Origin of the sequence: Pseudomonas sp. RL_5y_Pfl2_73 (assembly GCF_963970515.1) — a bacterium.
In the GTDB taxonomy this organism is placed as follows: domain Bacteria; phylum Pseudomonadota; class Gammaproteobacteria; order Pseudomonadales; family Pseudomonadaceae; genus Aquipseudomonas.
Genome location: NZ_CAXAPD010000014.1, coordinates 92790 through 116702, shown reverse-complemented (window position 1 = coordinate 116702; position 23913 = coordinate 92790). Strand labels below are relative to the sequence as shown.

Below are 23913 nucleotides of genomic sequence, written 5' to 3'. Positions count from 1 at the left end.
GGCCTTCTGAGGCTCGTTGCTTTTTTATGGAGAAGCGAAGTGTCCAGCGCATTCGAAAACACGATATTCGACGACCCCACCCTGAACGTCATCCACCTACTAAACGCCATTGCCCAAGAACACCCGGAGGCCATTTCACTGGCCTCCGGTCGACCCGATGATGAGCAGTGCGACCCTTCGCTCATCGACAGGGGCCTGGCCCAATACAAACATCACCTTGCCGGCACCGAACAGTCACTGACGACGCTGCTTTGCCAATATGGAAAAACCTCTGGAATCATCAATGAAATAATCGCCACCTATTTGCAGGTGGATGAAGCGATCAACGTTTCCACCCCTGAAAGCATTGTGGTGTGCATGGGCTTTCAAGAAGCCTGCACCTTGACGCTCCTGTCCATTTTTGAAGGCGGTGGGGTTTTATTGGTACCTGACCCGGTGTTTTCCGGGATCACGGGGATCGCAAAACTGCTGGGTATAAAAATAGTCCCTGTGCCTATGACGGTCTTTCTTGATCCGATCGCCCTGCGCAGGCTCATTGAAGCACTGGAATCCAGAGGTGAAAGAATCAAGGCACTCTATGCGGTTCCGGACTTCAGCAATCCTACCGCTGACAACCTTTCCTATGACGACAGGAGAGCCATGCTCGCTCTGGCCGATGAAAAGAATTTTTTCATCCTCGAAGACACGGCGTACCGTTACTTCAGGTACGAAGGCGATGCCATTGCGTCCATGAAGTCCATCGACAGCCGTCGGGTGTTCTTGCTGGGCTCCTTTGCCAAATCGATTTTCCCGGGCTTGCGCATGGGCTATGTGGTCGCCCCAGAGGGCACTGGGGTCATGTCGTTCAGCGGCCGATTGTGCAAGGCCAAAAGCTTGATCACGGTGAACACCCCCGCCGTGTGCCAAGCGGTTGTCGCAGGCTTGCTGATCGAGCACGACTACTCGTTGAAAGCGCTGAACCAATCCAGGGTGTTGTCTTACACGAAGAAAAGAAATCACATGCTTGAATGCCTTGAGCGCGAATTTCCACTCAAGGTCGGCGCTCAAAGAGCGGTCAGCTGGAATCATCCGGCAGGCGGCTTCTTCATCAATGTGCAGCTGCCTTTCGTCTTTGGATATTCTGAAATGCGCGAATGCGCCAGGCTGTTCAAGGTGATTGTATTTCCCACCACCTTGTTTTCGCTGATGAATGAGGCGGCCACCCAGGTCAGGCTGTCGTTCAGCAACGCAACCGCCTCAGAAATCACCCAGGCGATAGGTTGTTTCAGGGCGTACGTCGAGTTCAGGCTGCACCAAAAAACCTGCCGGCATCGCAGCGCAGATGCCAAGGCTTATGCACCGCTAAGCGACGGATAAGCCTTGTATGACTTCCCATCAGGTTGCCGTGGCCAGCATGACGCCAGTGGCGACTTGGTAGGCCCCCAGGATGGTGATGGTTGCCCCCGAAAAATAGTTGATCAGCCTTAGCTTTGATTCGGCAATCCTCGCCTTGAAAATGGAGGAGAACCCACTCAACCCCAGCCACCAGGCAGCCGAGCCCAGGAAGATACCGGTCACCATCGGCAGCAAGGCGTACTGGCCGCCTTGGTCGCTGGCCATGCCATCACTCAACGCAGCAAATATCGCGATAAACGACAAGATGGTCATGGGGTTCGACAGGGTCAGGAACAGCGTCGTGGAGTAGGCTTTGAACATATTGGCCCGCTCACCCGCCATGGCCGTTGCGCCCCCCTTCGATCGTATTGTCTGATAGCCAATGTAGGCGAGGAACAGCCCGCCAAAGATACACAACCAGGGTTTGAAGCTGATGAGCGTCGCAATGATGGCCGTGACACCCAGGGCACCGATGAATCCATAGATCGAATCGGCTGTGGCCGCGCCCAATCCCGTCGCGAAACCGGCCCTCCATCCGAGCATCAGACTTCTTTGTATGCACAGCAGCCCAATAGGTCCTACAGGAGCTGCAATGCACAGCCCGATGACCAGCGATTTAACGAAAATCAGCATAAATGCATCTCCAGAAGGGGTACTGCGAGATTAGGAGAAGTGCATTTTTTTAGGAATGAACTATTAATCTTCCTCGGCGTTCTCCCTTAAGTTTTGCAGGAAGTACGCTCACCCTTCCTTCAATATTAAGGAAAATCGTCGCCAGCTCCCTCAGACAACGCAAATCGCTCGTTAAAAGCCCGTGAACGCCGGATTCACAACCTTGAGCATTGAAGTGGTTTTATACGCATAAAAAAACGCCGCTCAAATGAGCGGCGTTTTTTTGAATTTGGAGCGGGAAACGAGACTCGAACTCGCGACCCCGACCTTGGCAAGGTCGTGCTCTACCAACTGAGCTATTCCCGCAAATGGCGTCCCCTAGGGGACTCGAACCCCTGTTACCGCCGTGAAAGGGCGGTGTCCTAGGCCACTAGACGAAGGGGACACGCTGCCCGGAACACATGGTGTGTGTTCCAGTGCCCAGATCCGCCTCCGAAGACTTGGTTCTGGTTTCACTCAGCCCTGCCCGAGAGCAACGCTGTTTAAAATTGGAGCGGGAAACGAGACTCGAACTCGCGACCCCGACCTTGGCAAGGTCGTGCTCTACCAACTGAGCTATTCCCGCATTGGCGTCCCCTAGGGGACTCGAACCCCTGTTACCGCCGTGAAAGGGCGGTGTCCTAGGCCACTAGACGAAGGGGACACACATACAACATTCACTGCTTACAGCGTTTGGCTGAGTGCTTTACGCTGTAAGTGGCGCGCATTCTATGGATGGATTGATGGGTCGTCAACCCCCAGATATAAATTTATTTAAATCAATGACTTCGCCCGGTTTGAGGCGATCCGCAGATTTTGCCCGCCCGCTCTCTGACGCCTATATTCTGTCATCCGCCGAGACGCTATAGTCGCACCCGGCAAATGATGGCAATGTGCACCTAGCCGGTTATGCTTCCTATAAACAGCACGACGCCCGTCTAATCGCCTCGCTCGGGCCTATGCGCTTAAAAGCCAAGCCACTACACTCATGACATGCGTACCATAATAAAGAGGTCTTACCGGTGACACCACTCATGATCACCCTGCTCGTCGTAGCCGGGATCGCCCTGTTGATCGCCATTGGCTACATGAACCACGTGGTGGAAAACAACAAGCTGGAAAAGGCCCGCACCAAGGTCGAACTCAACGACCGCATGCGTCGCTGTGGCGAGCTCACCGAAACCTTCCCCGGGCAGTTGATGACCCCTGCCCTGAAGTTGTTGATGACGCGCCTTGAGATGAACGCCTGCCAGCGCTTGCTGAACCTGGATAAAACCAATTCCGCGGTCAAGGCACGCCTGGACGAACTAAACGCACTGGCCGCCCAGGGTGAATCGATCCCGGTGAACAACCCACCGGCACCGATCCAGACCGAAGCCAAGGCCAAGGACGTACGTTTTCTGCTCGAGGCCTTGCATGGCCAGATCACCCGCGCCGCCCAGGACGGCTTCCTGCCGTCTAACGAAGCCAAGCGCTGGATTCGCGAAGTGCGACATATCCTGGTGCTGCTGCACATCGAGTTCTTCAACAACCTCGGTCAGCAAGCCCTGCAGCAAGAACAGCCCGGGCCGGCCCGCCTGGCCTTCGAGCGCGGCGTGCAGTACCTGCGCAAGCAACAGGAACCGCAGGTCTACGCCGAACAACTGGCGTACCTGGAGAAACTCCTGGCCCGCGCCAATGCCCAGGTCCTGGCGAGCACCCAACCGGTCGAAGGCGAGGTCAACCAGTTGACCGAAGGGCTGAAGGATGCCGAAGTCAACGACGACTGGAAGAAGAAGAAGGTCTACGACTGAGGATTCATTGTCGGCTGCTGGGCTGTGCCCTGTAGGCGCTGCCGAAGGCTGCGATCTTTTGATTTCGACTCCAAAGATCGCAGCCTCGTTGCACTCGTCAGTTCCTACAGCCCAGCGGGGTGGTGCGCCGTTTCGCCAATAAAGGCTTCAGTCGCTTTTGTCACAACCTGAAATGCCCCACCATCCCTTTCAGCTCACCCCCCAGCTGCGCCAGCTCGATGCTGGAGGCGGCATTGCCGCGCATCGCCAGGGAGGATTGATCGGCGCTGGCGCGAATGCTGGTGACACTGCGATTGATCTCTTCGGCCACCGAACTCTGCTGCTCGGCCGCCGCCGCGATCTGTTGGTTCATCTGCTGAATCAGCGACACCGCCGCCGCAATACTGCCCAAGGCGCTTTCGGTCTGCAGTGCATCGCTGACCGCCATCTTCACCAACTCGCCACTGCTTTGAATCTGCTGCACGGAAGCCTGGGCTGCTGAACGCAAGGCGCTCACCAGTCGCTCGATTTCCTCGGTGGACTGTTGCGTGCGCCTGGCCAGCGCCCGCACCTCATCGGCCACGACCGCAAAGCCCCGGCCTTGATCCCCAGCCCGGGCTGCCTCAATAGCGGCATTGAGCGCCAACAGGTTGGTTTGCTCGGCCACACTCTTGATCACACTCAGCACCGTGCCGATGTTCTGGATCTCGGCGCTGAGGCTTTCGATGCTGGAACTGGCCGACGTGGCCGAATCGGCCAACTGCTCGATGCGCACCATGCTCTGACGCACCACCTGCTGACCACTTTCGACCTTGTCGTCAGCAGTCTGGGCCGCTTGCGCGGCTTCTTCGGCGTTGCGTGCCACATCATGCACGGTCGCCGTCATCTGGTTCATCGCCGTGGCGACCTGCTCGGTTTCCTCTTTCTGGCTGCTGACTTCCAGGTTGGTCTGTTCAGTCACGGCCGACAGCGATTGGGCCGAATTGGCCAATTGCTCGATACCGGCCTGCAAGCCACTGACGATACTGCTCAGCCCCGCGCCCATCTGTTGCATCGCCTGCATCAACTGACCAATTTCGTCACGGCGCGTCACTTCGACCGTGGCGCTCAAGTCACCCGCCGCAATCTGCTGCGCCACGCGAATGACACTGCGCAGCGGCGTCACGATCAAGCGGGTTATGACCCACGCCGCGATCAATCCCACCAGCAATGCCAAGGCCGACGAACCGATGATCAGCAGCGAGTTTTTCTTCAGTTCAGTCTGCATGGCATGGTCTTCGGCACTGAAGGCCTGGTCAACCCGCGCTACCACTTGATCGGCCCGCTCGTGCAGTTGCTGATAGACGAGTTTTTCCTGCGCCAGCAGGCCGGTGTATTCGGCCAACTGTTCATTGAACCCGGCGATATGCCCGGCCACTTCATTCAACACGGTCTGGTAACCCGGGTCCTTGACCGTGGTTTTGAGCACCTCGGCCTGTTTCATCGCCTGCTCAGCCTGTTCGATGTTACCTTCTCCGGCGCCCTCAACATTGCCTTTGCGACTCTGATCCAGGCGGACCCGCGCTTCGTTCATGGCCTGCAACATCAAGCGTGATACTTCGCTGACCTGGTTGGCCTGCTCGATGAACTCGGCCCCCTCCTTGCCTTCGGAGTCTTTCAAGGTATAGGCGCCGTCATCCGCCAGCCCGGCCTGCAACACATCCAGGTTATTGGCGACGCTGGACACCGACCAACTGGCCATTTCCAGCGACAGATCCTTGCTCTGGCTCAACCCGACAAATTCGTCGAACGCCTTGCGATACGCCGCCAGCGCCTGCTCCACGTCGTCCATCACCGGCACGTTGGCAGCCGACTGCACCTTGAGTTCGTTCGCCTGGGCCAACAGCCCATCGACACCCTGGCGCAGGGCATCGGCCGTCTTGGGGTCGGAGCGCGAAGCGTATTCCTGCTCCAGCAACCGAACCTTGAGCAAACCGCTGTTGAGGGCGGACATCTGTTTCAGGCCATCGAAGCGATAGCTGATGGTCTGCAGGGACCAGACACCAATGGCCGCGACCACGGCGGTCAGCAACAGCACCAGGACAAATCCGATACCCAGTTTTTTTGCCATACCCAGGTTGGCAAAACGTCCCTGCACCGTCGAAATCATTGCGCTCAGTCCTCTGCCAGTGTGTGTTGATTGCAGATTCGCAACGAGACACCCTGCAACACAAGATGCTGGCGTCGGAATAATGGCAAAAAGCTACAGCCGCGTCGCTTTCAGGACACTAGAGGTCGATCCAGAGCCGCGGCCTGGAAGAACGCCAGCGCCCTGGGGTCACGGGCATACGCCACATTGATCCGTAACCAGTCACTGTCGGCGCCCGAAGGACTGAATGCGTTGCGCGAGGACAGCAGTACGCCGAAACGCCTGGCTAGACGTTGTATTCCAGCGTAGTCACTGATCGGCGGTCTTGCCCAGATGAAAAGCCCGCCGGCCGGTTTGCCAAAGACCTCCCAGTCGGCATCCTCCATTACCTGCAACAACGCCAACATATCGGCACCCAGGCGCTGGCGCTGGCGCTGGACCAGCTTGCGATAGGCGCCATTGGCCAGGAGGCAGGCAAGGACCGACTCACAGAACCGCGATCCACCCATGCTGGTAATGCCCTTGACCTCGCTCAGGCGCGCGATGATAGAGGGCCCGGCCACCACGAAACCGACGCGCAACGAACTGCTCAGGGTTTTCGAGAAACTGCCCACGTAGACCACATCGGGGTCCAGCGCCGCCAGACGAGTCCGTGCCGAGCTCTGGAAATCGCCATAGGCATCGTCTTCGATCACCAGTACAGCGTGTTCCTTCGTCAATTGCAGCAGCCGTTGAGCGACGACCGGAGCCAGGCTGTTGCCGGTCGGGTTATGGCAGGCGCTGTTGACGAACAACGCAATGGGCCGGTGCATCGCCAGCAGCTCTTGCAGCGCATCGACGTCCGGGCCACGCGGGGTCCTGGGCAGTTCGATCATGTCGATGTTGTGCAACCTGAGCAGGTCGAACAGGCTTGAATAGCCGGGGCTCTCCACGACCACGCAGGAACCCGGCGGCAACAGTGTCCGTACGATCAGGTCCAACCCATGGGTTGCCCCGGTGGTGGTCAGGATCAGGTCTTTACTGGCCTCGATATTGAATTGTTTCAGGCGCCTGGACAGCTGCTCCCGCAGGGCGGGCAGCCCCAACGACGTGCTGTAGTTGAACAATCCGGCCATGTCGGTGCGAGTGACCTGACGGATCGCATAGCCCAGATCGTCGCTTTCACGCCAGCTCTCGGGCAGCCCGCCGCATCCCAGCTTCAATTCCCATTGAAGGCCGTCGCCCCCGTCGGGGGGCGTGTCTTGCTGTCGATTCTGATCGGTGGGCGCGGGCCCGGACGAAGGGGTTGCTGCGACAAAAAAGCTGGAACCATGGCGGGACGACAACAGGCCTTGGGCGACCAGGCGCTGACACGCTTCATTGACGCTGGACTGGCTGAGCAGATTCTCCCGCGCCAGTTGGCGGACGGATGGCAGCCGAGTCCCCGGTTGCACCGCATCCTGTCGGATCCAGCCGGTCAGCGCGTCGACGATTTGCTGCACGACAGGCACCAGGGCCTGTCGGTCGATTCTCAACTCCATGAGTAACCAAGCTCCTAAGCGTTTGTTTTATTTCCGGAAACAGTTAAGCACAGGCCGCTACGGGACGATGTACGACAACGCCGTCAAAACCGCCGATTCTCACCCTTTGAAACACATTCAGGGGCCGTTCCGAGGATTTTTCGACCACACACGAAAAAGCCCGCAACCAATGCGGGCTTTTTCCTACAAGCTGAGGGTCACGTCCTCAGAACGCCGTGACGCCGCCGTCTACCGCCAGGGAATGCCCCGTGGTGAAGGCCGCGCCGTCGCTGCACAAATACAGCACGGCGCTGGCGATTTCCTCGACTTTGCCAATACGCCCCACCGGGTGCATGGCATTGGCGAACTCGCCTTTTTTCGGGTCTGCCTCATAGGCACGACGGAACATATCGGTGTCGATCACCGCCGGACAGACTGCATTCACGCGGATTTTCTTCTTGGCGTATTCGATGGCGGCCGACTTGGTCAGGCCGATCACCGCATGCTTGGACGCCGCGTAAATGCTCATCTTCGGCGCCGCGCCCAGGCCAGCCACCGAGGCCGTATTGACGATCGCCCCGCCGCCCTGGGCCAGCAGTAATGGCAACTGGTACTTCATGCACAGCCAGACGCCCTTCACATTGACCCCCATGATCGCGTCGAACTCATCGAGGGTACCGTCGGCCAGCTTGCCCTTCTCGATCTCGATCCCTGCATTGTTGAAAGCGTAGTCAAGGCGACCGTAAGTCTTGATCACCTCGTCCATCAGGTGCTGCACATCGTTTTCCAGCGTCACATTGCAGCGCACGAACACCGCTTCGCCGCCTGAATCACGAATCGACTGCACCGTGCCCTCGCCGTCCGCCACATCCAGATCGGCCACCACCACTTTCAGGCCCTCTGCCGCGAACGCCTGGGCAGTGGCCCGACCAATGCCTGCGGCGGCGCCGGTTACCACGGCGACCTGTCCGGAAAACGTCATACTCATTGTCAGTTCCTCGAAGAATGCGGGAGATGACGCCAGTCTAGCCACAGGTCCCGAGGGCGCGGCAGCACTATCTAATTGCCGTTTGAGCATTTATGGGCACCAGTGATAAGGCCCCAGGGCGAACTATCACTGTGTTGGATCGAACTGCATTCGCTATGTCAGCAAACCTTGCGGCAAGCGCTGCGAAGGTCTATCAACAAGGTTTCATTCATCTTGAGTGCCAACCATGACTGCCCAGACCAATCGCCAGTTCCTGCTCGCCAAACGCCCGGTAGGGGCCGCGACCCGCGAGACTTTCACTTATCAGCAAGTACCGGTGGGCGAGCCGGCAGCCGGCCAGATCCTGGTAAAAAACGAATACCTGTCCCTGGACCCGGCCATGCGCGGCTGGATGAACGAGGGCAAGTCCTATATCCCGCCGGTCGGCATCGGCGAAGTGATGCGAGCATTGGGTGTCGGCCAGGTAATTGCCTCGAACAACCCGGGGTTCGCGGTCGGGGACTACGTAAACGGTGCGCTGGGCGTGCAGGATTATTTCCTCGGCGAGCCAAGAGGTTTCTACAAGGTCGATCCGAAACTGGCACCGCTGCCACGTTATTTGTCCGCACTGGGCATGACAGGCATGACCGCCTATTTCGCCCTGCTGGAGGTCGGCGCGCCCAAGGCTGGCGAGACCGTGGTGCTCTCAGGGGCCGCCGGTGCGGTGGGCAGCATCGCCGGGCAGATCGCCAAGATCAAAGGCTGTCGCGTGGTGGGCATCGCCGGCGGGGCCGACAAATGCAAGTTCCTGATCGATGAACTGGGTTTCGACGGCGCCATCGACTACAAGAACGAAGACGTCCACGCCGGTCTCAAGCGCGAATGCCCCAAAGGCGTGGATGTGTATTTCGATAACGTCGGGGGCGACATCCTGGATGCCGTGCTCAGCCGCTTGAACCTCAAGGCCCGCGTGGTGATTTGCGGTGCCATCAGCCAGTACAACAACAAGGAGGCAGTGAAGGGCCCCGCCAACTACCTGTCGCTGCTGGTCAACCGGGCGCGCATGGAAGGTTTCGTGGTCATGGACTACGCCGCGCAGTTCGCCGCCGCCGGACAGGAAATGGCCGGCTGGATGGCCAAGGGGCAGCTCAAGAGCAAGGAAGACATTGTCGAAGGTCTGGAGACATTCCCCGAGACGCTGACCAAATTGTTCAGTGGGGAGAACTTCGGGAAACTCGTGCTCAAGGTCTGACACACATCAACTGTGGGAGATTGCTCGCGATGGGGCCCTGCCAGTCAACATTGATATTGACTGACATACCGCTATCGCGAGCAAGCTCGCACACATTTAGGATCTTCGGTGTCAGCTCAGGCCAGTTCCGCCACGACCGCCGCCAGCGCCTTGGCCGGATCGGCGGCCTGGCTGATCGGACGGCCGATCACCAGGTAATCGGAACCGGCGTCCAGCGCCTGGCGCGGGGTCAGGATGCGACGCTGATCGTCTTGGGCGCTGCCCGCCGGACGAATCCCCGGGGTCACCAGTTGCAACGACGGGTGAGCCCCTTTCAGGGCGCTGGCCTCCAGGGCCGAACAGACCAGACCGTCCAGGCCGGCCTTCTGCGCCAGCGCCGCCAACCGCAGCACCTGCACCTGGGGCTCGACGTCCAGGCCGATCCCGGCCAGGTCTTCGCGCTCCATGCTGGTCAGCACGGTCACGCCGATCAGCAACGGTTTCGGGCCGCTGCGCTGATCCAGCACGTCACGGCAGGCTGCCATCATGCGCAGGCCACCGGAGCAATGCACGTTGACCATCCACACCCCCATCTCCGCTGCCGCCTTGACGGCCATGGCGGTGGTGTTGGGGATATCGTGGAATTTCAGGTCCAGGAATACCTCGAAACCCTTGTCGCGCAGGGTCCCGACAATTTCCGAAGCACAACTGGTGAACAGTTCCTTGCCGACTTTGACCCGGCAAAGCTTGGGGTCCAACTGGTCGGCCAGCTTCAGGGCGGCGTCACGGGAGGGGAAATCCAGGGCGACGATAATGGGCGTCTGGCAGGCGGACATGAGCGGGCTCTCAGGCAAGTCGAAATCGGCGCGCATTGTAGCGGAACGAGCGCCCGTGCGGGACCCGATGATCGGTAAATCTCATCGCCCCCCCTCGCAGCATGGACGATACCGACCTTTGTGTCGAAGCCGATACACTCATGACATGCGTACAACACATCGACACGCTACCGTCCGCCACCGCACCCCGTCCCCTCGCGGCACGACGCCTGTGCTGAGGGCCCAACCTCGCCGCCTTCTTTGCGTTTGGCAGCCTACCTGGCAGATGCATGCATCCATGCAGAACACCCCTGTTGCAAATTCTGACGTTCAAAAAGTGCCCAGCGATGACAAGCGCTGGAGCACCCGCAACTGCTGATCAATTACCTGGCCCGCTTCAGCATACGGGCCAGCGCCGTGACCGACGGTGCGGCCATGCGCCAGGCAATGCAGGCCGAGCAGTTCGACGTGATGCAAAAGCGGATTCGCGAGCAGGTGCAGTAGCGTTCGCGCATGCTCGGCGCGGTGTCCCATGACCTGCGCACGCCGCTTTCGCGGCTCAAGCTGGGCCTGGAGCAGATCGATGACATCAAGCTGCAAGGCCAGATGCACCAGGACCTGGACGACATGATCGATGCCACCCTCACCTACTTGCACGAACAGCGCACCAGTGAAGCGCTGCATAAGCAGGTGATGATTCGAGTCATCGACCACGGCCCCGGTATTTCGGCGGACAAACGCGAGGCGGTGTTCGAGCCGTTCTTTCGCCTGGAAGGCTCGCGCAACCGGAACTCCGGCGGCGTCGGCCTGGGGATGACCATCGCCCGGGAAGCGACCGAGCGCCTGGGCGGGCAATTGACCCTGGAAGAAACACCAGGGGGTGGGTTGTCTCTAGTGTCCCCCTGTGTGCGAGCTTGCTCGCGATGGCGGTGTATCAGCCCAGCTTGATGTGCCTGACAGGCCGCTATCGCGAGCAAACTCAACAGTGACAGCGACGGTCCGGTCAATCAGGAAGAGTTGAGCTGCGCACTGTCGCAAAAAGCGACGACGGCATCCTGGTTAGCCTGAGCGACAACTTTGGCGACCTGACTCACCGGGGCTGCACCTGTAGGAGCTGCCGAAGGCTACGATCTTTTGATCTTTTGATCTTTTGCTTGAGATTTAAGTGTTAGGGGAAAGATCGCAGCCTCGTTGTACTCGACAGCTCCTACAACGCTCCTACAACGTTCCTACATGGCTGTTACACCGCTGCTGCGCAGCAGCGCGGCATGCAAACTATCGAGCCTGGCTCTTGCTCCAGTCCGTCAACAGGCTATACGCCACCGCCAGCAGGGTCGGGCCGATGAACAGGCCGATGAAACCGAAGGCGATCAACCCGCCGAACACCCCCAGCAGCACGATGACCAAGGGCAGGTTTCCGCCGCGGCTGATCAGGTAGGGCTTGAGCACGTTGTCCACGCCGCTGATGATGAACGTACCCCAGATGCCGAGGAACACCGCCATCCCGTACTCACCCTTCCACACCAGCCACGCCGTGGCGGGAATCCACACCAGGGGTGGCCCCATGGGGATCAGGCTCAACAGGAACGTGACGATACCCAGTACCAGCGCCCCAGGCACCCCGGCGATCAGGAAGCCGATCAGTGCCAGTACGGCCTGGGCCGCCGCGGTGCCAATCACGCCGTTGACCACCCGTTGCACCGTACCGGCCACCAGTTCGATGTAGTAACCGGCGCGGTCGCCGATCAGACGCTCCAGCAACCCGTGGACGAACACCGCCAGGCGCGGGCCGTCACGATAGAAGAAGAACACGAACACGATACTCAGGGTCAGCTCGAGAATGCCGCCGCCAATCTGCGCACTGCGCGCCAACAGCCAGTTGCCGACTTGCCCCAGGTACGGCTTGATGGACACCATCATTGCCGCACCCTGCTGGTCGATGCTGTTCCAGATGCCGACCAGTCGCCCGCCCACCAGCGGCACGCCGGCCAGCCAGTCGGGCGCTTCGGGCAAGCCGTCGACCTGTACATCCTTGATGAACGCCGTGGCATCGCGTACATGGTCGGCCAGATTGAACCCCAGCCACACCAGAGGCACCGCCACCAGCAGCATCCAGCCCATCGTCAGCAACGCTGCCGCCAGGGATTCGCGACCATTGACCCAGCGGGTCAGCAGGCGCATCAGCGGCCAACTGGCGAAAGCCAGCACCGCGCCCCAGAACATAGCCGACCAGAACGGCGCCATGACCCAGAAGCTCGCGCCGAACAACACCAGGAGCAGGATCTGCACCAACAGCCGATCGTTATTGAGCATGTAAGGTCTCGAAAAATGAACAGGAGCGAGGCAACGGCGTGAAACCCGCTGCCCCGAAACAGCTTAGCGCAGCAACTCCAGGTGCAGCCCCACCGCCTCTTCGCGGGCGGCCTCCATGCGTGCCGCCCGGACGCCCTGGCCCGCCAGCGCCGCAAGCCAATCCTCGGCCTGGGGGCCGGCGATACTGACCCGCAAGCCCGTGTCCAGGTTCAGCGCCCGTGACAATAGACGTACCCAGGTGTCGCCTGGTTCACCGGCAAGACGTGGCAAGTCCAGGACCCCAGTGTCCTTGAGCTGGCGCAGCAGCGTGGCCGATGTCGGCAGCAAGTCTCCCAGCGCTGCGTTCGCCTCGAACTGCTCGACATGCAGGTAGGCCTTGCGATTGCCACGGGTGATGGCATACAGCGCAATCACGGTGTTGTCCGCCGGAGGCGCCAGGCGCAGCAACAAGAAAGCCTGGCCCTTGTCGGCACCATAGAGCTTGGCGTTGCCGAAGACTTCGTTGGCCCACAGGCTGCTTTCGCCGCAATCTCGGGCCTGGCACCAGAACAACAACTCGGCGCCCTGTTTCTGCAGCGCTTCGCGAGCCGCGGTAAAAGCCTGGGTGGCGGAATGTTCCGGCGGAAGTTCGTAGGTGACAGCGGTGACGTTTCCACGGGCATCGACCTGGCCGTCGAAGCGCAGCTGGCCGCTGATCTTGCGGATCGAGCCCATGGGGTAGACGCGTTCCAGGTCGCGGGTTTGCCGGTAATCGACAATCTGCGCATCGGGCATGCGCGGCACACGCTCCAGGTCGCGACTGCCCGGCACATCGACGGCGAACGACGCCGGGCTGAAGCAGGCCAGCACCAGCAGGACGAGTGAGCGAACGAATAATTTCATCGGATAGGCTTGGCCTGGGACATTTGGATGCCACGGGCATCGTCGATGCACCGCGGAACTGGTAAACGGAGGTCTGTCATGGTTGTCTCCCTTTCAACCCGCCCAGCCTCGACAGTTGCCCGCCGCAAGTCAAGGAGCGGTGAAGAACCGATTGAAACAGTCTGCTACAAGCGCGGCACCGATCTCGTCGTTCAGGTGTAGATGATGGCCGCCGGGTAACTGCTCATGACTGAAGGGTAGACGCTCCAGCAACTCTGGGTGTTGGGCAAGCATGCCGTCGGCCGCCACCACCAGATGCGCCGGACAACCGACCCGCGCCACGAACGCCATGGCCTGTGCATCGGTCAGGCGCAAAGGCGATGGCAAGGTCAGGCGGTTGTCGGTGCGCCAGGTATAACCCCCGGGCACCGGCATCAGGCCGCGCTGGGCCAGCAACTCTGCGGCCTCGCGACTGACCGCCACCAGCCCCTTCATCCGTGCTTCGATGGCCCGTTCGAGGGTTTTGTAGACCGGCTTGCGTTTTTGCTGCAGATCCAACTGGGCTTGCAGGGCCATGCCCATGCGTTCGGCGGCGTTACCACCTTTGGCCGTCGGAGGAATCACCCCATCGATCAACCCCAGGTGCGTCACCCGCTCCGGCAGGGAGCCCGCCAGCACCAACGACACAATGGCACCCATGGAATGTCCCAACAGGGCAAAACGCTTCAAGCCCAGTTGTTCGGCGACTTGCAGCACATCGAGGGCGTAGTCCCAGAGGGCATAACCGGCACCGGGCGGCCGATGCCCCGAGTGACCATGGCCGGCCATATCCAGGGCAATCACTCGCAGGCCCTCGAGCTTGGGCGCCAGACGGGCGAAGCTGTTGGCGTTGTCCAACCAACCATGCAGGGCAATCACCGGCAGCCCGTCTTCAGGCCCGAACAGGTGGGCCGCCAGTTCGATGTGAGGCAGGCTCAGGCGGACCTCCTCGACCACACTCATGCGCTGCGCCCTTCCCAACGCTGGAACAGGTTCTTGAGCAGGTTGGCCGTGTCCTGCGGACGTTCGAGGGGGAACATATGGCCGCCGGGCATGCTCAGGGATTCGCCATGGAGCATACGCCCCACCGAACGGGTGTGATGACGCATCACCACGCGGCTCTGCCGACCACGCACCACCGCCAGCGGCACCTTGAGCTTGCGCGGACGCCCGGGACTGGTGTGCGGCACGCCGCGGTAAATGCTGATTTCGGTGGCTGGGTCGAAGCGCAGCCGCAGCCGGTCGCCCACTTGTTGCAGGCCGTGTTGCAGGTAGGCGTCGAAGCATTCCGGGTCAAAGCTGCGGAACAGCGTCTTGCCGGCAAAATACTGCCGGGCCGACGCCAGGTCAGCGAACTCCTCACGCCGTCCCAGGGTCCGACCCGCAGGCGTCAAGCGGTCGATGAACCCCAGGCGCTTGGCGGCCAGGATCACCCACTGGTCGGTACGGGTCAGCACCGGCGAATCGAGCATGACCACGCCACGGTACAGCTCGGGGCAGCGCAACGCCGCGTGCAGGTGCAGCACGCCGCCCAAGGAGTGACCGACGCCCCACACCGGCGCCGGTTGCTGCTCCAGGTGATGGATCAGTTCGTCCACCAGGTTGTGCCAGTTATCGTCCACCGGGAAACGCGGGTCATGACCGTGCAACTCCAGATGCGCGACCTGATACTGCGGCGCCAGCGCGGCGAACAGCTTGCCGTAGGTGGCCGAGGGAAAACCGTTGGCGTGGGCGAAAAAAATCTGTTGCGACATGACAGCCGATCCATTGGGGGAACTGGGACAGATTGTCCGCAGAACCCGACGGCACGGCAATGACCGTAACTGACAGGAATGATGACAGTCGGGCTTGGGCTATGGGGCGATCAAGCGGTAAGCACTGCCCCGTGTGGCGAGGAGCCTTGCTCCCACAGAGAATCCCCTCGCCACAGGGGCCGGGGTTAACCCCGCCTCAACGCGCCGGCGGTTGCTCGCCCAGCGGCACCACGGCCATGGTCAGGCGCGACACGCAGTTGACCTTGCCCTCGTCATTGACCAGGCGGATGTCCCAGACCTGGGTGGTGCGACCCAAGTGGACCATACGGGCCGTGGCGGTTACCCGTCCGCTGCGCACGCCGCGCAGATGGTTGGCGTTGATCTCCAAGCCCACGCAATAGAACTTGCTGGCATCGACACAGAGATAGGCCGCCATGGACCCGACCGTTTCGGCCAGTACCACCGAGGCACCGCCATGCAGCAGGCCGAACGGCTGGTGAGTGCGATGATCCACCACCATGCTGGCGGTCAGGGATTCGTCGTCGAAAGACTCGAAACGAATGTCCAGCACTTCGCTGATGGTGTTTTTACCGGCGGCGTTCAGTTGTTCGATGTTGGGGATGGTGCGCCACAGACTCATCGTAGCCCTTCCTTTTCGGTTTTTTTTGCATTCAACCCTGCACAGCACCGTGGGAGCAAGGCTTGCCCGCGAGGCAGACGCCGGGGTGAATCAGGTATTACAGACGCTTGAGCTTCATCGCCCCGGCCAGCGGCATATCGCCTTCCAGCTCGGCCAGGCCGGCGGTTTGCACGTGCTCGGAGTGTTGCAGGTGGCCGTGTTGCAGAAGGCCCAGCAGGCTGCCCACCAAAGGGTTATGGCTGACCAACAGCACATTGTCCTGATCCTCTAGGCGCTCCAGGATTTTTTGTGGCCGGGTGTCTGGTGTGAGCCAGTTCACCGTGATCAACTCAGGCTGAAAACCCAGCGCTTCGCGCACCAGTTGCGCGGTCTGCTGGGCGCGCAGATAGGGACTGGCGTAAATGGCGGTCAGGGGCTGGCCGATCAACTGCGCGGCACTGCGCAACACTTCCTCGCGACCGTGAGCCGTCAGGGCGCGCTCCGGATCGGGACGGGCGCCGTACGGCTCAGCCTCACCATGACGCAACACCCACAATTTCATAGCTTCGGCTCCTCGTCCCGAGCAGGATGCGGGGCCGGCGCCACGGTGTGAGGTGCTTCACCTTCAGGCGTGCGCGGGGTCGGCCAATCAGCGAACGGCCAGGGTTTCTGATCGCTGTGAAAGGTGCCGAAACGGCCAATCTGGGCCAGGAACTGGCTCAGGCTATCGCCGAAATTCATCAGGCTGGCACTGGGTGCGCCGTAAATCAGCCGATAGATCAACTGCACCAGCACCACGGCGCCGAGGATGAATTGCGCCACCTGCCAGACCAGCAGGTAAATCACCATCCACAGCACACGCAGCAGGATGGATTCGTATTGGGGTTGCCCTTGCGGATCGTTCATGGCTCGCTCCTGCTTGCGGTCAATAAAGGTTCAGTTGAAACCGCTGATGGAAATGAAATCGACGTCGGTCTTCGGTTCGCCACGCATCAACAGCTCGATCACCTGTTCAAGCGTGCGCCCTTCGAACAGGATTGCGTGCAGCCCAGCGACCAGCGGCATGTACACCCCTGCCTCCTGGGACTTGGCCTTGAGCACCTTGAGAGTATTGACCCCTTCGGCCACTTCACCCAGACGCGACACGGCCTCGTCGAGGCTCAAGCCTTGGCCGAGGGCAAAACCGACCTGGTAGTTGCGGCTCTTGGGTGAGGAACAGGTGACGATCAGGTCGCCCACGCCGGCCAACCCCAGGAAGGTCATCGGATTGGCGCCCTGGCTGACGGCAAAGCGGGTCATTTCCGCCAGTGCGCGGGTGATCAGCATGCTCTTGGTGTTCTCGCCCATACCCAGCGCCACCGCCATGCCGGCGATGATGGCATAGACGTTCTTCAACGCCCCGCCCAGCTCCACACCGAAACGGTCGGCACTGGCGTAGACCCGAAAGGTGCGGCCATGCAGTGCCGCCTGGACCCGCTGGCAGAGTTCTTCGTCTTCGCTGGCGACCACGGTGGCGGTCAGCGCGTGCTCGGCGATCTCCCGTGCCAGGTTCGGCCCGGAGATCACACCGATCCGGGCCTTGGGCGCAATCTCTTCGAGAATCTCGCTCATCAGCTTGAACGTCTGGGCTTCGATGCCCTTGGTCAGGCTCACCAACAGCTTGCCGCTGAGGCATTCTGCGTAGGGCGCCAGCACCGAACGCAAGGCGCTGGACGGCAAGGCGACGAAGAACAGGTCGCTGCCCTCCAGAGTTGCCTGCAAGTCAGTCACCGGTTCCACTTCCGGGCGGATCTTGATGCCCTTGAGGTAACGTGGGTTCTCGCGGTTGACCCGGATGGCCTCGGCCTGCTCCGGGTCACGCATCCACTGGCGCACCGGGTGACCATTCTCGGCCAGCAGGTTAGCCACGGCGGTGCCGAAACTCCCGCCTCCCAGGACCGCAATCGGGCGCTGTTCAGTCATATGCAATCCGTTCATCCATACCAAGTGGCAATGCGGGGCATTATACGGAGCGGCCAGAGCACGACCAGCCCCGGCAACAATTACCTCCTGCTGTAGGAAGCTGACCATCAATTCCTAGGAAAATGCTGTCAACGCGAATGGAAAAGTCGTTCAGCTCGGTTAACATGCCCGTCATTCACCCATTCTCAAAGGCTGTACCGTGTTCGTTGGCCCTTCCCGTCCAGTTTCGTCCCTGCTATTGGCACTGATCATCAGTCCGTCAGTGCTGGGCGCCGACCTGTTCGTGGACAGCCAGCCCATGCCCCAAGTGCTGACGGCCACGCGCCTCAAGCAATCACCCGCGGCAGTGCCAGGCAGCATGACCGTGCTCGACAGCGAGTTGATCAAGGCCAGCGGCGCCCGCGATATCAGCGAACTGCTACGCTTGGTGCCGGGCATGATGGTCGGCAACATCAGCGGCAACCAGGCTGCCGTGAACTACCATGGCACCAACGCCAGCGAAGCCCGCCGCATGCAAGTGCTGATCGACGGCCGCTCGGTATACCGCGCCGGCCTGGCCACGGTGGACTGGAGCGATATTCCGGTGGCCATGGAAGACATCGAGCGGATCGAAGTCTTCCGCGGCCCCAACACCGTCAGCTACGGCGCCAACGCGCTGATGGCGGTGGTCAACATCATCACCCGAACCCCGGCCGACAGCCACGGCACCCGGCTGAAAATCACCCGTGGCCAGCGCGGCGTCAGCGACTGGTACGCCAGCCAGGGCAGCGGCTGGGACGGTGGCGACCTGCGGCTGTCGCTGTCCGGCCAGGAAGACGATGGCTTTGACAGCGACCGCAACGGCGCCGATTACCGCGACAGCCGTCGCCTGAACCGCTTCAACCTGTCCGTCAGCCAGACCCTGGACGAGCGCCAGAGCATCGACTGGCAACTGAACGCCAAGGACGGAACCAATCAGCGGCCTTACACCTACCACCCAGTGTTCGCTGGGATTACAGCCGCTGGCGACAATTCTGACGTCATCGCCAAGGACTACGCCGGCTCGCTGCGCTGGAACCTGGACCTGGACCCCAACCACAGTCTTTATGTACAGGGCTCGATCCAGCACTGGGATCGCCAGCAGACCTGGCGCGCCTGCGACGCCGAGGTATCTTTCAGCCCGCAACTGACCGACCTGTGGCAGCTCAACCCCAACTATGCCGAGAAGCTGGCACGCAATATCCCCAGCTACGTCAGCAGCGGCGCGCCAGCCGGCACGCCGCAGGAACAGGCGTTGGCCAATCAGGTGCTCGACCAGTGGCGCAACGGCGCCTCGCAAACCCTGTGCGGCGATATCAACCAGAGCGCCCGGGAATCGCGCTACGACCTGGAGATCCAGGACACCCTGAGCCTGTCCGACGGCCTGCGACTGGTCACCGGCGCCAACTATCGCTATGACCGGGCCGACTCGGAGACTTATTTCAATGGCACCCTGGACGACACCACCTGGCGTCTGTTCGGCCAGCTCGAATGGCGGGCCACCGAGCATTGGTTGCTGCAGGGCGGCGCGATGTTCGAAGACACCCGCCTGACCGGCAGCTCGCTGACCCCACGGGTCGCGGTCAACTACCTGATCACCCCGCGCCACGGCCTGCGGGCGGTGTACTCCGAAGCCGTGCGCTCCCCGGACATGTTCGAGAACAACGTCAACTGGAGCTATCAGGTCACCAACCTGCACCCCCCTGCCTTCGGCCAGAGCAGTGCCCGTTACTTCGTCCAGACCCGTGGCCCGGGCAATTTGGAACAAGAGCACATGCGCTCCCGGGAACTGGGCTACAACGGTTATTTCGTGGACTTGGGGCTGGCGGTCGACGTAAAACTGTTTCATGACGAAATCACCGGCATGATCAGCGAACCGTTGCGCAACAATCAGTACATCGCCAGCAACAGCAACGAATCGCAATTTTCCGGGGCTGAAACCCAGTTCGACTGGCGCATCACCCGCGCCGACCGCCTACGCCTGACCTATGCCTATGTCGACGCCCAGGCCAGCAATCCCCTCGACGAACAACTGACCGCCCGCAACAGCGGTTCGGCCGGCTGGCTACGGGACTGGGGCCAAGGCTGGAACAGTGCGCTGTTCTATTACGCCGCCGACGCCCTCAATGGCTATCGCTACGAACGGGTGGACACCCGCCTCGCCCGGCGCATTCCCTTGGGCAAGGCCAGCCTGGAACTGGCGGGTGTCCTGCAGCAGCGCCTGGACAACCAGCCCACCACCTTTATCGATAACCGCTACGACTCCCGCCATGTCGTGTACTTCAGCGCGGAGTTGTCTTTCTAGATGTCCCGACGCCCACCCCGCAAGACGCCATTTCATGGCCGCCTGACGCTGGCCCTATGCCTGGTGTTTGCCGCTTGGCTGGCAACCATCGAGGCCCGGGCCGCCGATATCCTGCTGACCGGCGCCGAGGACAGCCCCGGTGTGCAATCTTTCACCCAGGCCCTGAAAACCCTGCGCCCGGAAGACAGTGTGCGGTTTACGCCAGTGGCCAACCTGCCAGCGCCAGACAAGTTGCCAAGCAATACCCGCCTGGTCCTGCTTGACCTGCCCAGCCTGGAGTGGCGCCTGAAAGACCCCCAGGGCCCAGCCACCCTGGTACTGCGCATCAGCCGCCAGCAAGCCCGCGATCGCCTGGGCGAGGCGACGCCCGCGCGACTGAGCCTACTGTGGAGCGATCCACCGATGGCGCGGCAATTGCGGCTGATCCGCGCCATCCTGCCGCAAGTGCGCCGGGTCGGCGTGCTTTACGACACCCACAGTGAATTCCTGCTCAGGGACATTCAACAGGCCGCGGCACCGTTGGGCCTGACCATTGTCAGCAAACGCTGGGACGACACCCGCGACAGCCGCCCCCTACGAAACCTGCTGGGCCAGAGCGACGTGCTGCTGGGTCTCGATGACCCCGACTTGTACAACCCCAAGACCGTGAAGAACCTTTTGCTCAGCAGCTACGCCCGGCAACGCGCCCTGATCGGGCCTAGCGCCGCATTCGTCAAGGCTGGCAGCCTGGCCAGCACCTATAGCGACCAACAAGACTGGCTGGCGATTCTCGACGAGTTGCTCGACCGCCCCGCCACGACCTGGCCACGCACGCTGTATCCGGACCGTTTCAAGGTCCTGGGCAACCGGCAGGTCTCCCGCTCACTGGGGATCGAACCGATTGACGCCGAATCCGTCGCGGCAACGTTGGCCGAAGGAGAACACCGCCCATGACCTTGCGTCGCCGTTGGGACATCAACACCCGTACCCAGCTCATCGCCCTCGGCCCAGCGTTGTTGCTGACCGTGCTGCTGATCAGTTTCTTTACCTTCGTGCGGATCCAGGACTTGCGCCAGGAACTCAATCACACCGGGCAACTGATCGCCAACCAACTGGCCCCTGCCACGGAGTACGGGGTGATTTCCGGCAACAACGAAGTATTGGAAAGCCTGCTCGCCGCCACCCTGGCGACCCCACACGTGCGCTTCCTGGAGGTCCAGGACAGCACCGACAAGGTCCTGGTGTACGTCGAACAACCCGAGCAAACCCGCAGCCGTGCCCAGCAGGTCGAAGTCTTCCAGGCCCCAGTACGCCTGCAGCGCATCGCCCTGAACAATGATTTCCTGCAGGGCAACAGCACATCCGCGGAGGCCTCCGGCGAAGATTACCTGGGCCGCGTGATCGTCGGCATGTCCAGTGACGCGTTCAGTCAGCGGCAACAAGAGATTCTGTTCAAGGCGGCGATCCTGGCGCTGTTCGCCCTGCTGTTCACCTTCCTGGTGGCGCGCCGGCTGGCGAGCAACCTGTCCCGACCAATCCGCGACATCGGCAACGCGGTCAAGGCCATCCAGCAAGGCGACTACAGCACCCCCCTGCCCATCGTCGATGACACCGAGTTGGGGGCCTTGTCGCGGCACATCAACAACCTGGCCGATGGCTTGGGGCAAGCCAGCCGCGAACAGCACCAGGCCATAGCGCAGTTGATCAAGACCCGCGAAGAAGCGGAAAAAGCCAACAGCGCCAAGTCCGAGTTCCTGGCGATGATGAGTCATGAACTGCGCACGCCCATGAACGGCGTACTGGGCATGCTGCAGTTGTTGGAAACCACCCGTATGACGGACGAGCAGCACGAGTACACGGCGCTGGCGTCGGAATCCACCGAACACCTGCTGAAGGTGATCAACGACATCCTCGACTTCTCGCGCATCGAACGCTCGGCCCTGGAGCTGGAGCACATCCCGTTCAACCTGGCAGAGCTGGTGAGCAGTTGCGCGCAGTCGTTCCAGCACAGCGCCGCGCAGCGCAAGCTGGGCCTGGACCTGATGCTGCCGGACGACATGCTGGCCTTGCAGGTCCAGGGCGATCCAACGCGGATACGGCAGATCCTGGTGAACCTGATCGGCAATGCACTGAAATTCACCGAGCAAGGCCGTGTCACCGTGCAATGCCAGTGGCAGGCCCTGGACCACGAACTGCTGTGGTTCACCTGCACGGTGCGCGACAGTGGCATCGGAATCCCGGCCGAGAGCCTGGAGCGCATGTTCGACGCCTTCCAGCAGGCCGACAATTCGATCTCCCGGCGCTACGGCGGTACCGGCCTGGGCCTGCCGATCGCCCGCACCCTGGCCGAGCGCATGGGTGGGACGCTGCGGGCCCAAAGCGAAGAAGACCAGGGCTCGGTGTTCACCCTCGAGATCCCGCTGGCCCTGTCGCGCCAGACACCACCGACCCGGGCGCCGCGGCTGCCCGTTGGCAACGGCGATGGCGAAGGCCGTAATGTACTGCTGGTGGAAGACAATCCGGTCAACCAGACGGTGGTCGAAGCCATGCTGCGCAGCCTGGGCTTCACCGTCAGCGTCGCCACCGATGGCGCCCAGGCCGTACGCAGCGCCGAAAGCCTGATTTTCGAAGTGATCCTCATGGATTGCCGCTTGCCCATCCTTGATGGCTACGAAGCCACGCGGCAGATCCGTCAGTTGCCGGGTTGCGGTGAGGTACCGATCATCGCCCTGACGGCCAACGCGTTGCAGGGTGACCGCGAAGCCTGCCTCGCGGCGGGCATGAACGATTACCTGGCCAAGCCGTTCAAAAGGAACGACCTACAGCAGATTCTGCAGCGCTGGGCGAGTTAGAACAGGCCACTGGACCATCTGTGACTGGCGTGAAAGGCGAAAGTGCGGCAGTCTTAGGCACCCGAACAAGCCTCTATTGGGGCTTGAATAAAAATTTCAGTGCACAGGTGTACATTCATTTCCCGTGTGCTGTGACTTTCACTACAACGCAATAGTCTATGAGTAAGCTGTCGATTCGAGGCGTGAACGCTTCGATCGGCCGGGAAGATTTGCCCCACCCTGCCGCATGGGACTATTGAGGAGCTCGCATGACCAAACAAAACGCCTTTACCCGGGAAGATCTACTGCGCTGCAGTCGCGGTGAGCTGTTCGGCCCAGGTAACGCGCAACTGCCCGCCCCGAACATGCTGATGGTGGATCGCATCACCCATATCAGCGAAGAGGGTGGCAAGTACGGCAAAGGTGAATTGGTCGCCGAACTGGATATCACTCCGGACCTGTGGTTCTTCGCCTGCCACTTCGAAGGTGACCCGGTCATGCCGGGCTGCCTGGGCTTGGACGCCATGTGGCAACTGGTCGGTTTCTTCCTCGGCTGGCAAGGCCTGCCGGGTCGAGGTCGCGCCCTGGGCTCGGGCGAAGTGAAGTTCTTTGGTCAGGTCCTGCCGACGGCCAAGAAAATCACCTATAACATTCATATCAAACGCGTCCTCAAGGGCAAGCTGAACATGGCCATTGCCGATGGTTCGGTTGCCGTGGATGGTCGCGAGATCTACACCGCCGAAGGCCTCCGGGTCGGCGTTTTCACCTCCACTGACAACTTCTAAGGGTTATCCG

The 23913-nt window shown here is 61.1% G+C and carries 21 protein-coding genes, 4 tRNA genes and 2 pseudogenes; 8 read left to right on the top strand and 19 right to left on the bottom strand.

Annotation, left to right across the window (positions count from 1 at the left end):
- Nucleotides 1-39: 39 nt before the first annotated feature.
- Nucleotides 40-1356, top strand: a complete 1317-nt coding sequence (locus AACY42_RS15745; protein WP_339480677.1) for an aminotransferase-like domain-containing protein — start codon at nt 40-42, stop codon at nt 1354-1356.
- 18 nt (nt 1357-1374) lie between these two features.
- On the opposite strand, the gene AACY42_RS15740 is transcribed toward AACY42_RS15745, so the two are convergent.
- From AACY42_RS15740 to AACY42_RS15720, 5 genes are all read right to left on the bottom strand, one after another.
- A complete protein-coding gene (locus tag AACY42_RS15740; protein ID WP_339480675.1) occupies nt 1375-2007 on the bottom strand; it encodes a LysE family translocator in 633 nt (210 codons plus the stop codon).
- Nucleotides 2008-2276: 269 nt separating this feature from the next.
- Nucleotides 2277-2352 (bottom strand) — tRNA-Gly (locus tag AACY42_RS15735).
- 3 nt (nt 2353-2355) lie between these two features.
- Nucleotides 2356-2431 (bottom strand) — tRNA-Glu (locus AACY42_RS15730).
- A 104-nt stretch (nt 2432-2535) separates the two neighbouring features.
- Nucleotides 2536-2611, bottom strand: a tRNA-Gly gene (locus AACY42_RS15725).
- A gap of 2 nt (nt 2612-2613) precedes the next feature.
- Nucleotides 2614-2689: transfer RNA gene (locus AACY42_RS15720), tRNA-Glu, on the bottom strand.
- A 370-nt stretch (nt 2690-3059) separates the two neighbouring features.
- Between AACY42_RS15720 and AACY42_RS15715 the strand changes: the two genes are divergently transcribed.
- A complete protein-coding gene (locus tag AACY42_RS15715; RefSeq protein ID WP_339480673.1) occupies nt 3060-3818 on the top strand; it encodes a hypothetical protein in 759 nt (252 codons plus the stop codon).
- Between the two features lie 160 nt (nt 3819-3978).
- Here the strand turns inward: AACY42_RS15715 and AACY42_RS28650 are convergent, their stop codons facing one another.
- From AACY42_RS28650 to AACY42_RS15700, 4 genes and pseudogenes are all read right to left on the bottom strand, one after another.
- Nucleotides 3979-4842 carry a methyl-accepting chemotaxis protein gene (locus AACY42_RS28650; RefSeq protein WP_445261746.1) on the bottom strand — a complete coding sequence of 288 codons (864 nt, stop codon included), beginning with the start codon at nt 4840-4842 and terminating at the stop codon, nt 3979-3981.
- Nucleotides 4840-5064 (bottom strand): annotated as a pseudogene (locus AACY42_RS28645) (HAMP domain-containing protein); the annotation flags it as partial. The gene AACY42_RS28650 and the pseudogene AACY42_RS28645, both read right to left, overlap by 3 nt.
- Before the next feature lie 992 nt (nt 5065-6056).
- On the bottom strand, nt 6057-7445 hold the full coding sequence (locus AACY42_RS15705) for an aminotransferase-like domain-containing protein (protein ID WP_339480669.1): 1389 nt from the start codon (nt 7443-7445) through the stop codon (nt 6057-6059).
- A gap of 205 nt (nt 7446-7650) precedes the next feature.
- Nucleotides 7651-8412: an SDR family oxidoreductase gene (locus AACY42_RS15700; RefSeq protein WP_339480668.1), complete on the bottom strand. Its 762-nt coding sequence runs from the start codon at nt 8410-8412 to the stop codon at nt 7651-7653.
- Between the two features lie 226 nt (nt 8413-8638).
- On the opposite strand from AACY42_RS15700, the gene AACY42_RS15695 reads away from it, so the two are divergent.
- Entirely contained in the window at nt 8639-9643 is a 1005-nt protein-coding gene (locus AACY42_RS15695) for an NADP-dependent oxidoreductase (RefSeq protein ID WP_339480667.1), read from the top strand.
- Between the two features lie 116 nt (nt 9644-9759).
- Here AACY42_RS15695 and pyrF read toward each other — a convergent pair whose 3' ends face one another.
- Together pyrF and AACY42_RS15685 are read right to left on the bottom strand one after the other, a co-directional pair.
- Nucleotides 9760-10458 (bottom strand): orotidine-5'-phosphate decarboxylase, encoded by a 699-nt coding sequence (gene pyrF, locus AACY42_RS15690; RefSeq protein ID WP_339480666.1) that lies wholly within the window; start codon nt 10456-10458, stop codon nt 9760-9762.
- A gap of 309 nt (nt 10459-10767) precedes the next feature.
- Nucleotides 10768-10914 carry a hypothetical protein gene (locus tag AACY42_RS15685; RefSeq protein ID WP_339480759.1) on the bottom strand — a complete coding sequence of 49 codons (147 nt, stop codon included), beginning with the start codon at nt 10912-10914 and terminating at the stop codon, nt 10768-10770.
- Between AACY42_RS15685 and AACY42_RS15680 the strand changes: the two are divergent.
- Nucleotides 10876-11385, top strand: a pseudogene (locus tag AACY42_RS15680) (sensor histidine kinase); the annotation flags it as partial. The gene AACY42_RS15685 and the pseudogene AACY42_RS15680 sit on opposite strands and share 39 nt — an antisense overlap.
- A 327-nt stretch (nt 11386-11712) precedes the next feature.
- Here the strand turns inward: AACY42_RS15680 and AACY42_RS15675 are convergent.
- From AACY42_RS15675 to AACY42_RS15640, 8 genes are all read right to left on the bottom strand, one after another.
- Complete coding sequence (locus tag AACY42_RS15675) at nt 11713-12750, bottom strand: AI-2E family transporter (protein WP_339480664.1); 1038 nt, start codon at nt 12748-12750, stop codon at nt 11713-11715.
- Between the two features lie 63 nt (nt 12751-12813).
- Complete coding sequence (locus AACY42_RS15670) at nt 12814-13632, bottom strand: DUF4892 domain-containing protein (protein WP_339480662.1); 819 nt, start codon at nt 13630-13632, stop codon at nt 12814-12816.
- A 129-nt stretch (nt 13633-13761) separates the two neighbouring features.
- Nucleotides 13762-14613, bottom strand: a complete 852-nt coding sequence (locus AACY42_RS15665; RefSeq protein ID WP_339480661.1) for an alpha/beta hydrolase — start codon at nt 14611-14613, stop codon at nt 13762-13764.
- Nucleotides 14610-15404, bottom strand: coding sequence for an alpha/beta fold hydrolase (locus AACY42_RS15660; RefSeq protein WP_339480660.1), 795 nt, complete (start codon nt 15402-15404; stop codon nt 14610-14612). Before AACY42_RS15660 ends, AACY42_RS15665 begins: the two co-directional genes overlap by 4 nt.
- A 196-nt stretch (nt 15405-15600) precedes the next feature.
- Nucleotides 15601-16044 (bottom strand): hotdog fold thioesterase, encoded by a 444-nt coding sequence (locus AACY42_RS15655; protein ID WP_339480658.1) that lies wholly within the window; start codon nt 16042-16044, stop codon nt 15601-15603.
- A 97-nt stretch (nt 16045-16141) separates the two neighbouring features.
- Nucleotides 16142-16585, bottom strand: a complete 444-nt coding sequence (gene sixA / locus AACY42_RS15650) for a phosphohistidine phosphatase SixA (RefSeq protein WP_339480655.1) — start codon at nt 16583-16585, stop codon at nt 16142-16144.
- Nucleotides 16582-16929: a DUF4389 domain-containing protein gene (locus tag AACY42_RS15645; RefSeq protein ID WP_003204392.1), complete on the bottom strand. Its 348-nt coding sequence runs from the start codon at nt 16927-16929 to the stop codon at nt 16582-16584. The genes sixA and AACY42_RS15645 overlap by 4 nt, the downstream gene beginning before the upstream one ends.
- Before the next feature lie 30 nt (nt 16930-16959).
- Nucleotides 16960-17985, bottom strand: coding sequence for an NAD(P)H-dependent glycerol-3-phosphate dehydrogenase (locus AACY42_RS15640; protein WP_339480652.1), 1026 nt, complete (start codon nt 17983-17985; stop codon nt 16960-16962).
- Nucleotides 17986-18184: 199 nt separating this feature from the next.
- Between AACY42_RS15640 and AACY42_RS15635 the strand changes: the two genes are divergently transcribed.
- The 4 genes from AACY42_RS15635 (at nt 18185) to fabA (ending at nt 23903) form a co-directional block, all read left to right on the top strand.
- Nucleotides 18185-20308, top strand: coding sequence for a TonB-dependent receptor plug domain-containing protein (locus tag AACY42_RS15635; RefSeq protein WP_339480651.1), 2124 nt, complete (start codon nt 18185-18187; stop codon nt 20306-20308).
- Nucleotides 20309-21241, top strand: a complete 933-nt coding sequence (locus AACY42_RS15630) for an ABC transporter substrate-binding protein (protein WP_339480649.1) — start codon at nt 20309-20311, stop codon at nt 21239-21241.
- Entirely contained in the window at nt 21238-23139 is a 1902-nt protein-coding gene (locus AACY42_RS15625) for an ATP-binding protein (RefSeq protein WP_339480647.1), read from the top strand. Before AACY42_RS15630 ends, AACY42_RS15625 begins: the two co-directional genes overlap by 4 nt.
- A 248-nt stretch (nt 23140-23387) precedes the next feature.
- Entirely contained in the window at nt 23388-23903 is a 516-nt protein-coding gene (fabA, locus tag AACY42_RS15620; RefSeq protein WP_003204400.1) for a 3-hydroxyacyl-[acyl-carrier-protein] dehydratase FabA, read from the top strand.
- The last annotated feature ends 10 nt before the right edge of the window (nt 23904-23913 follow it).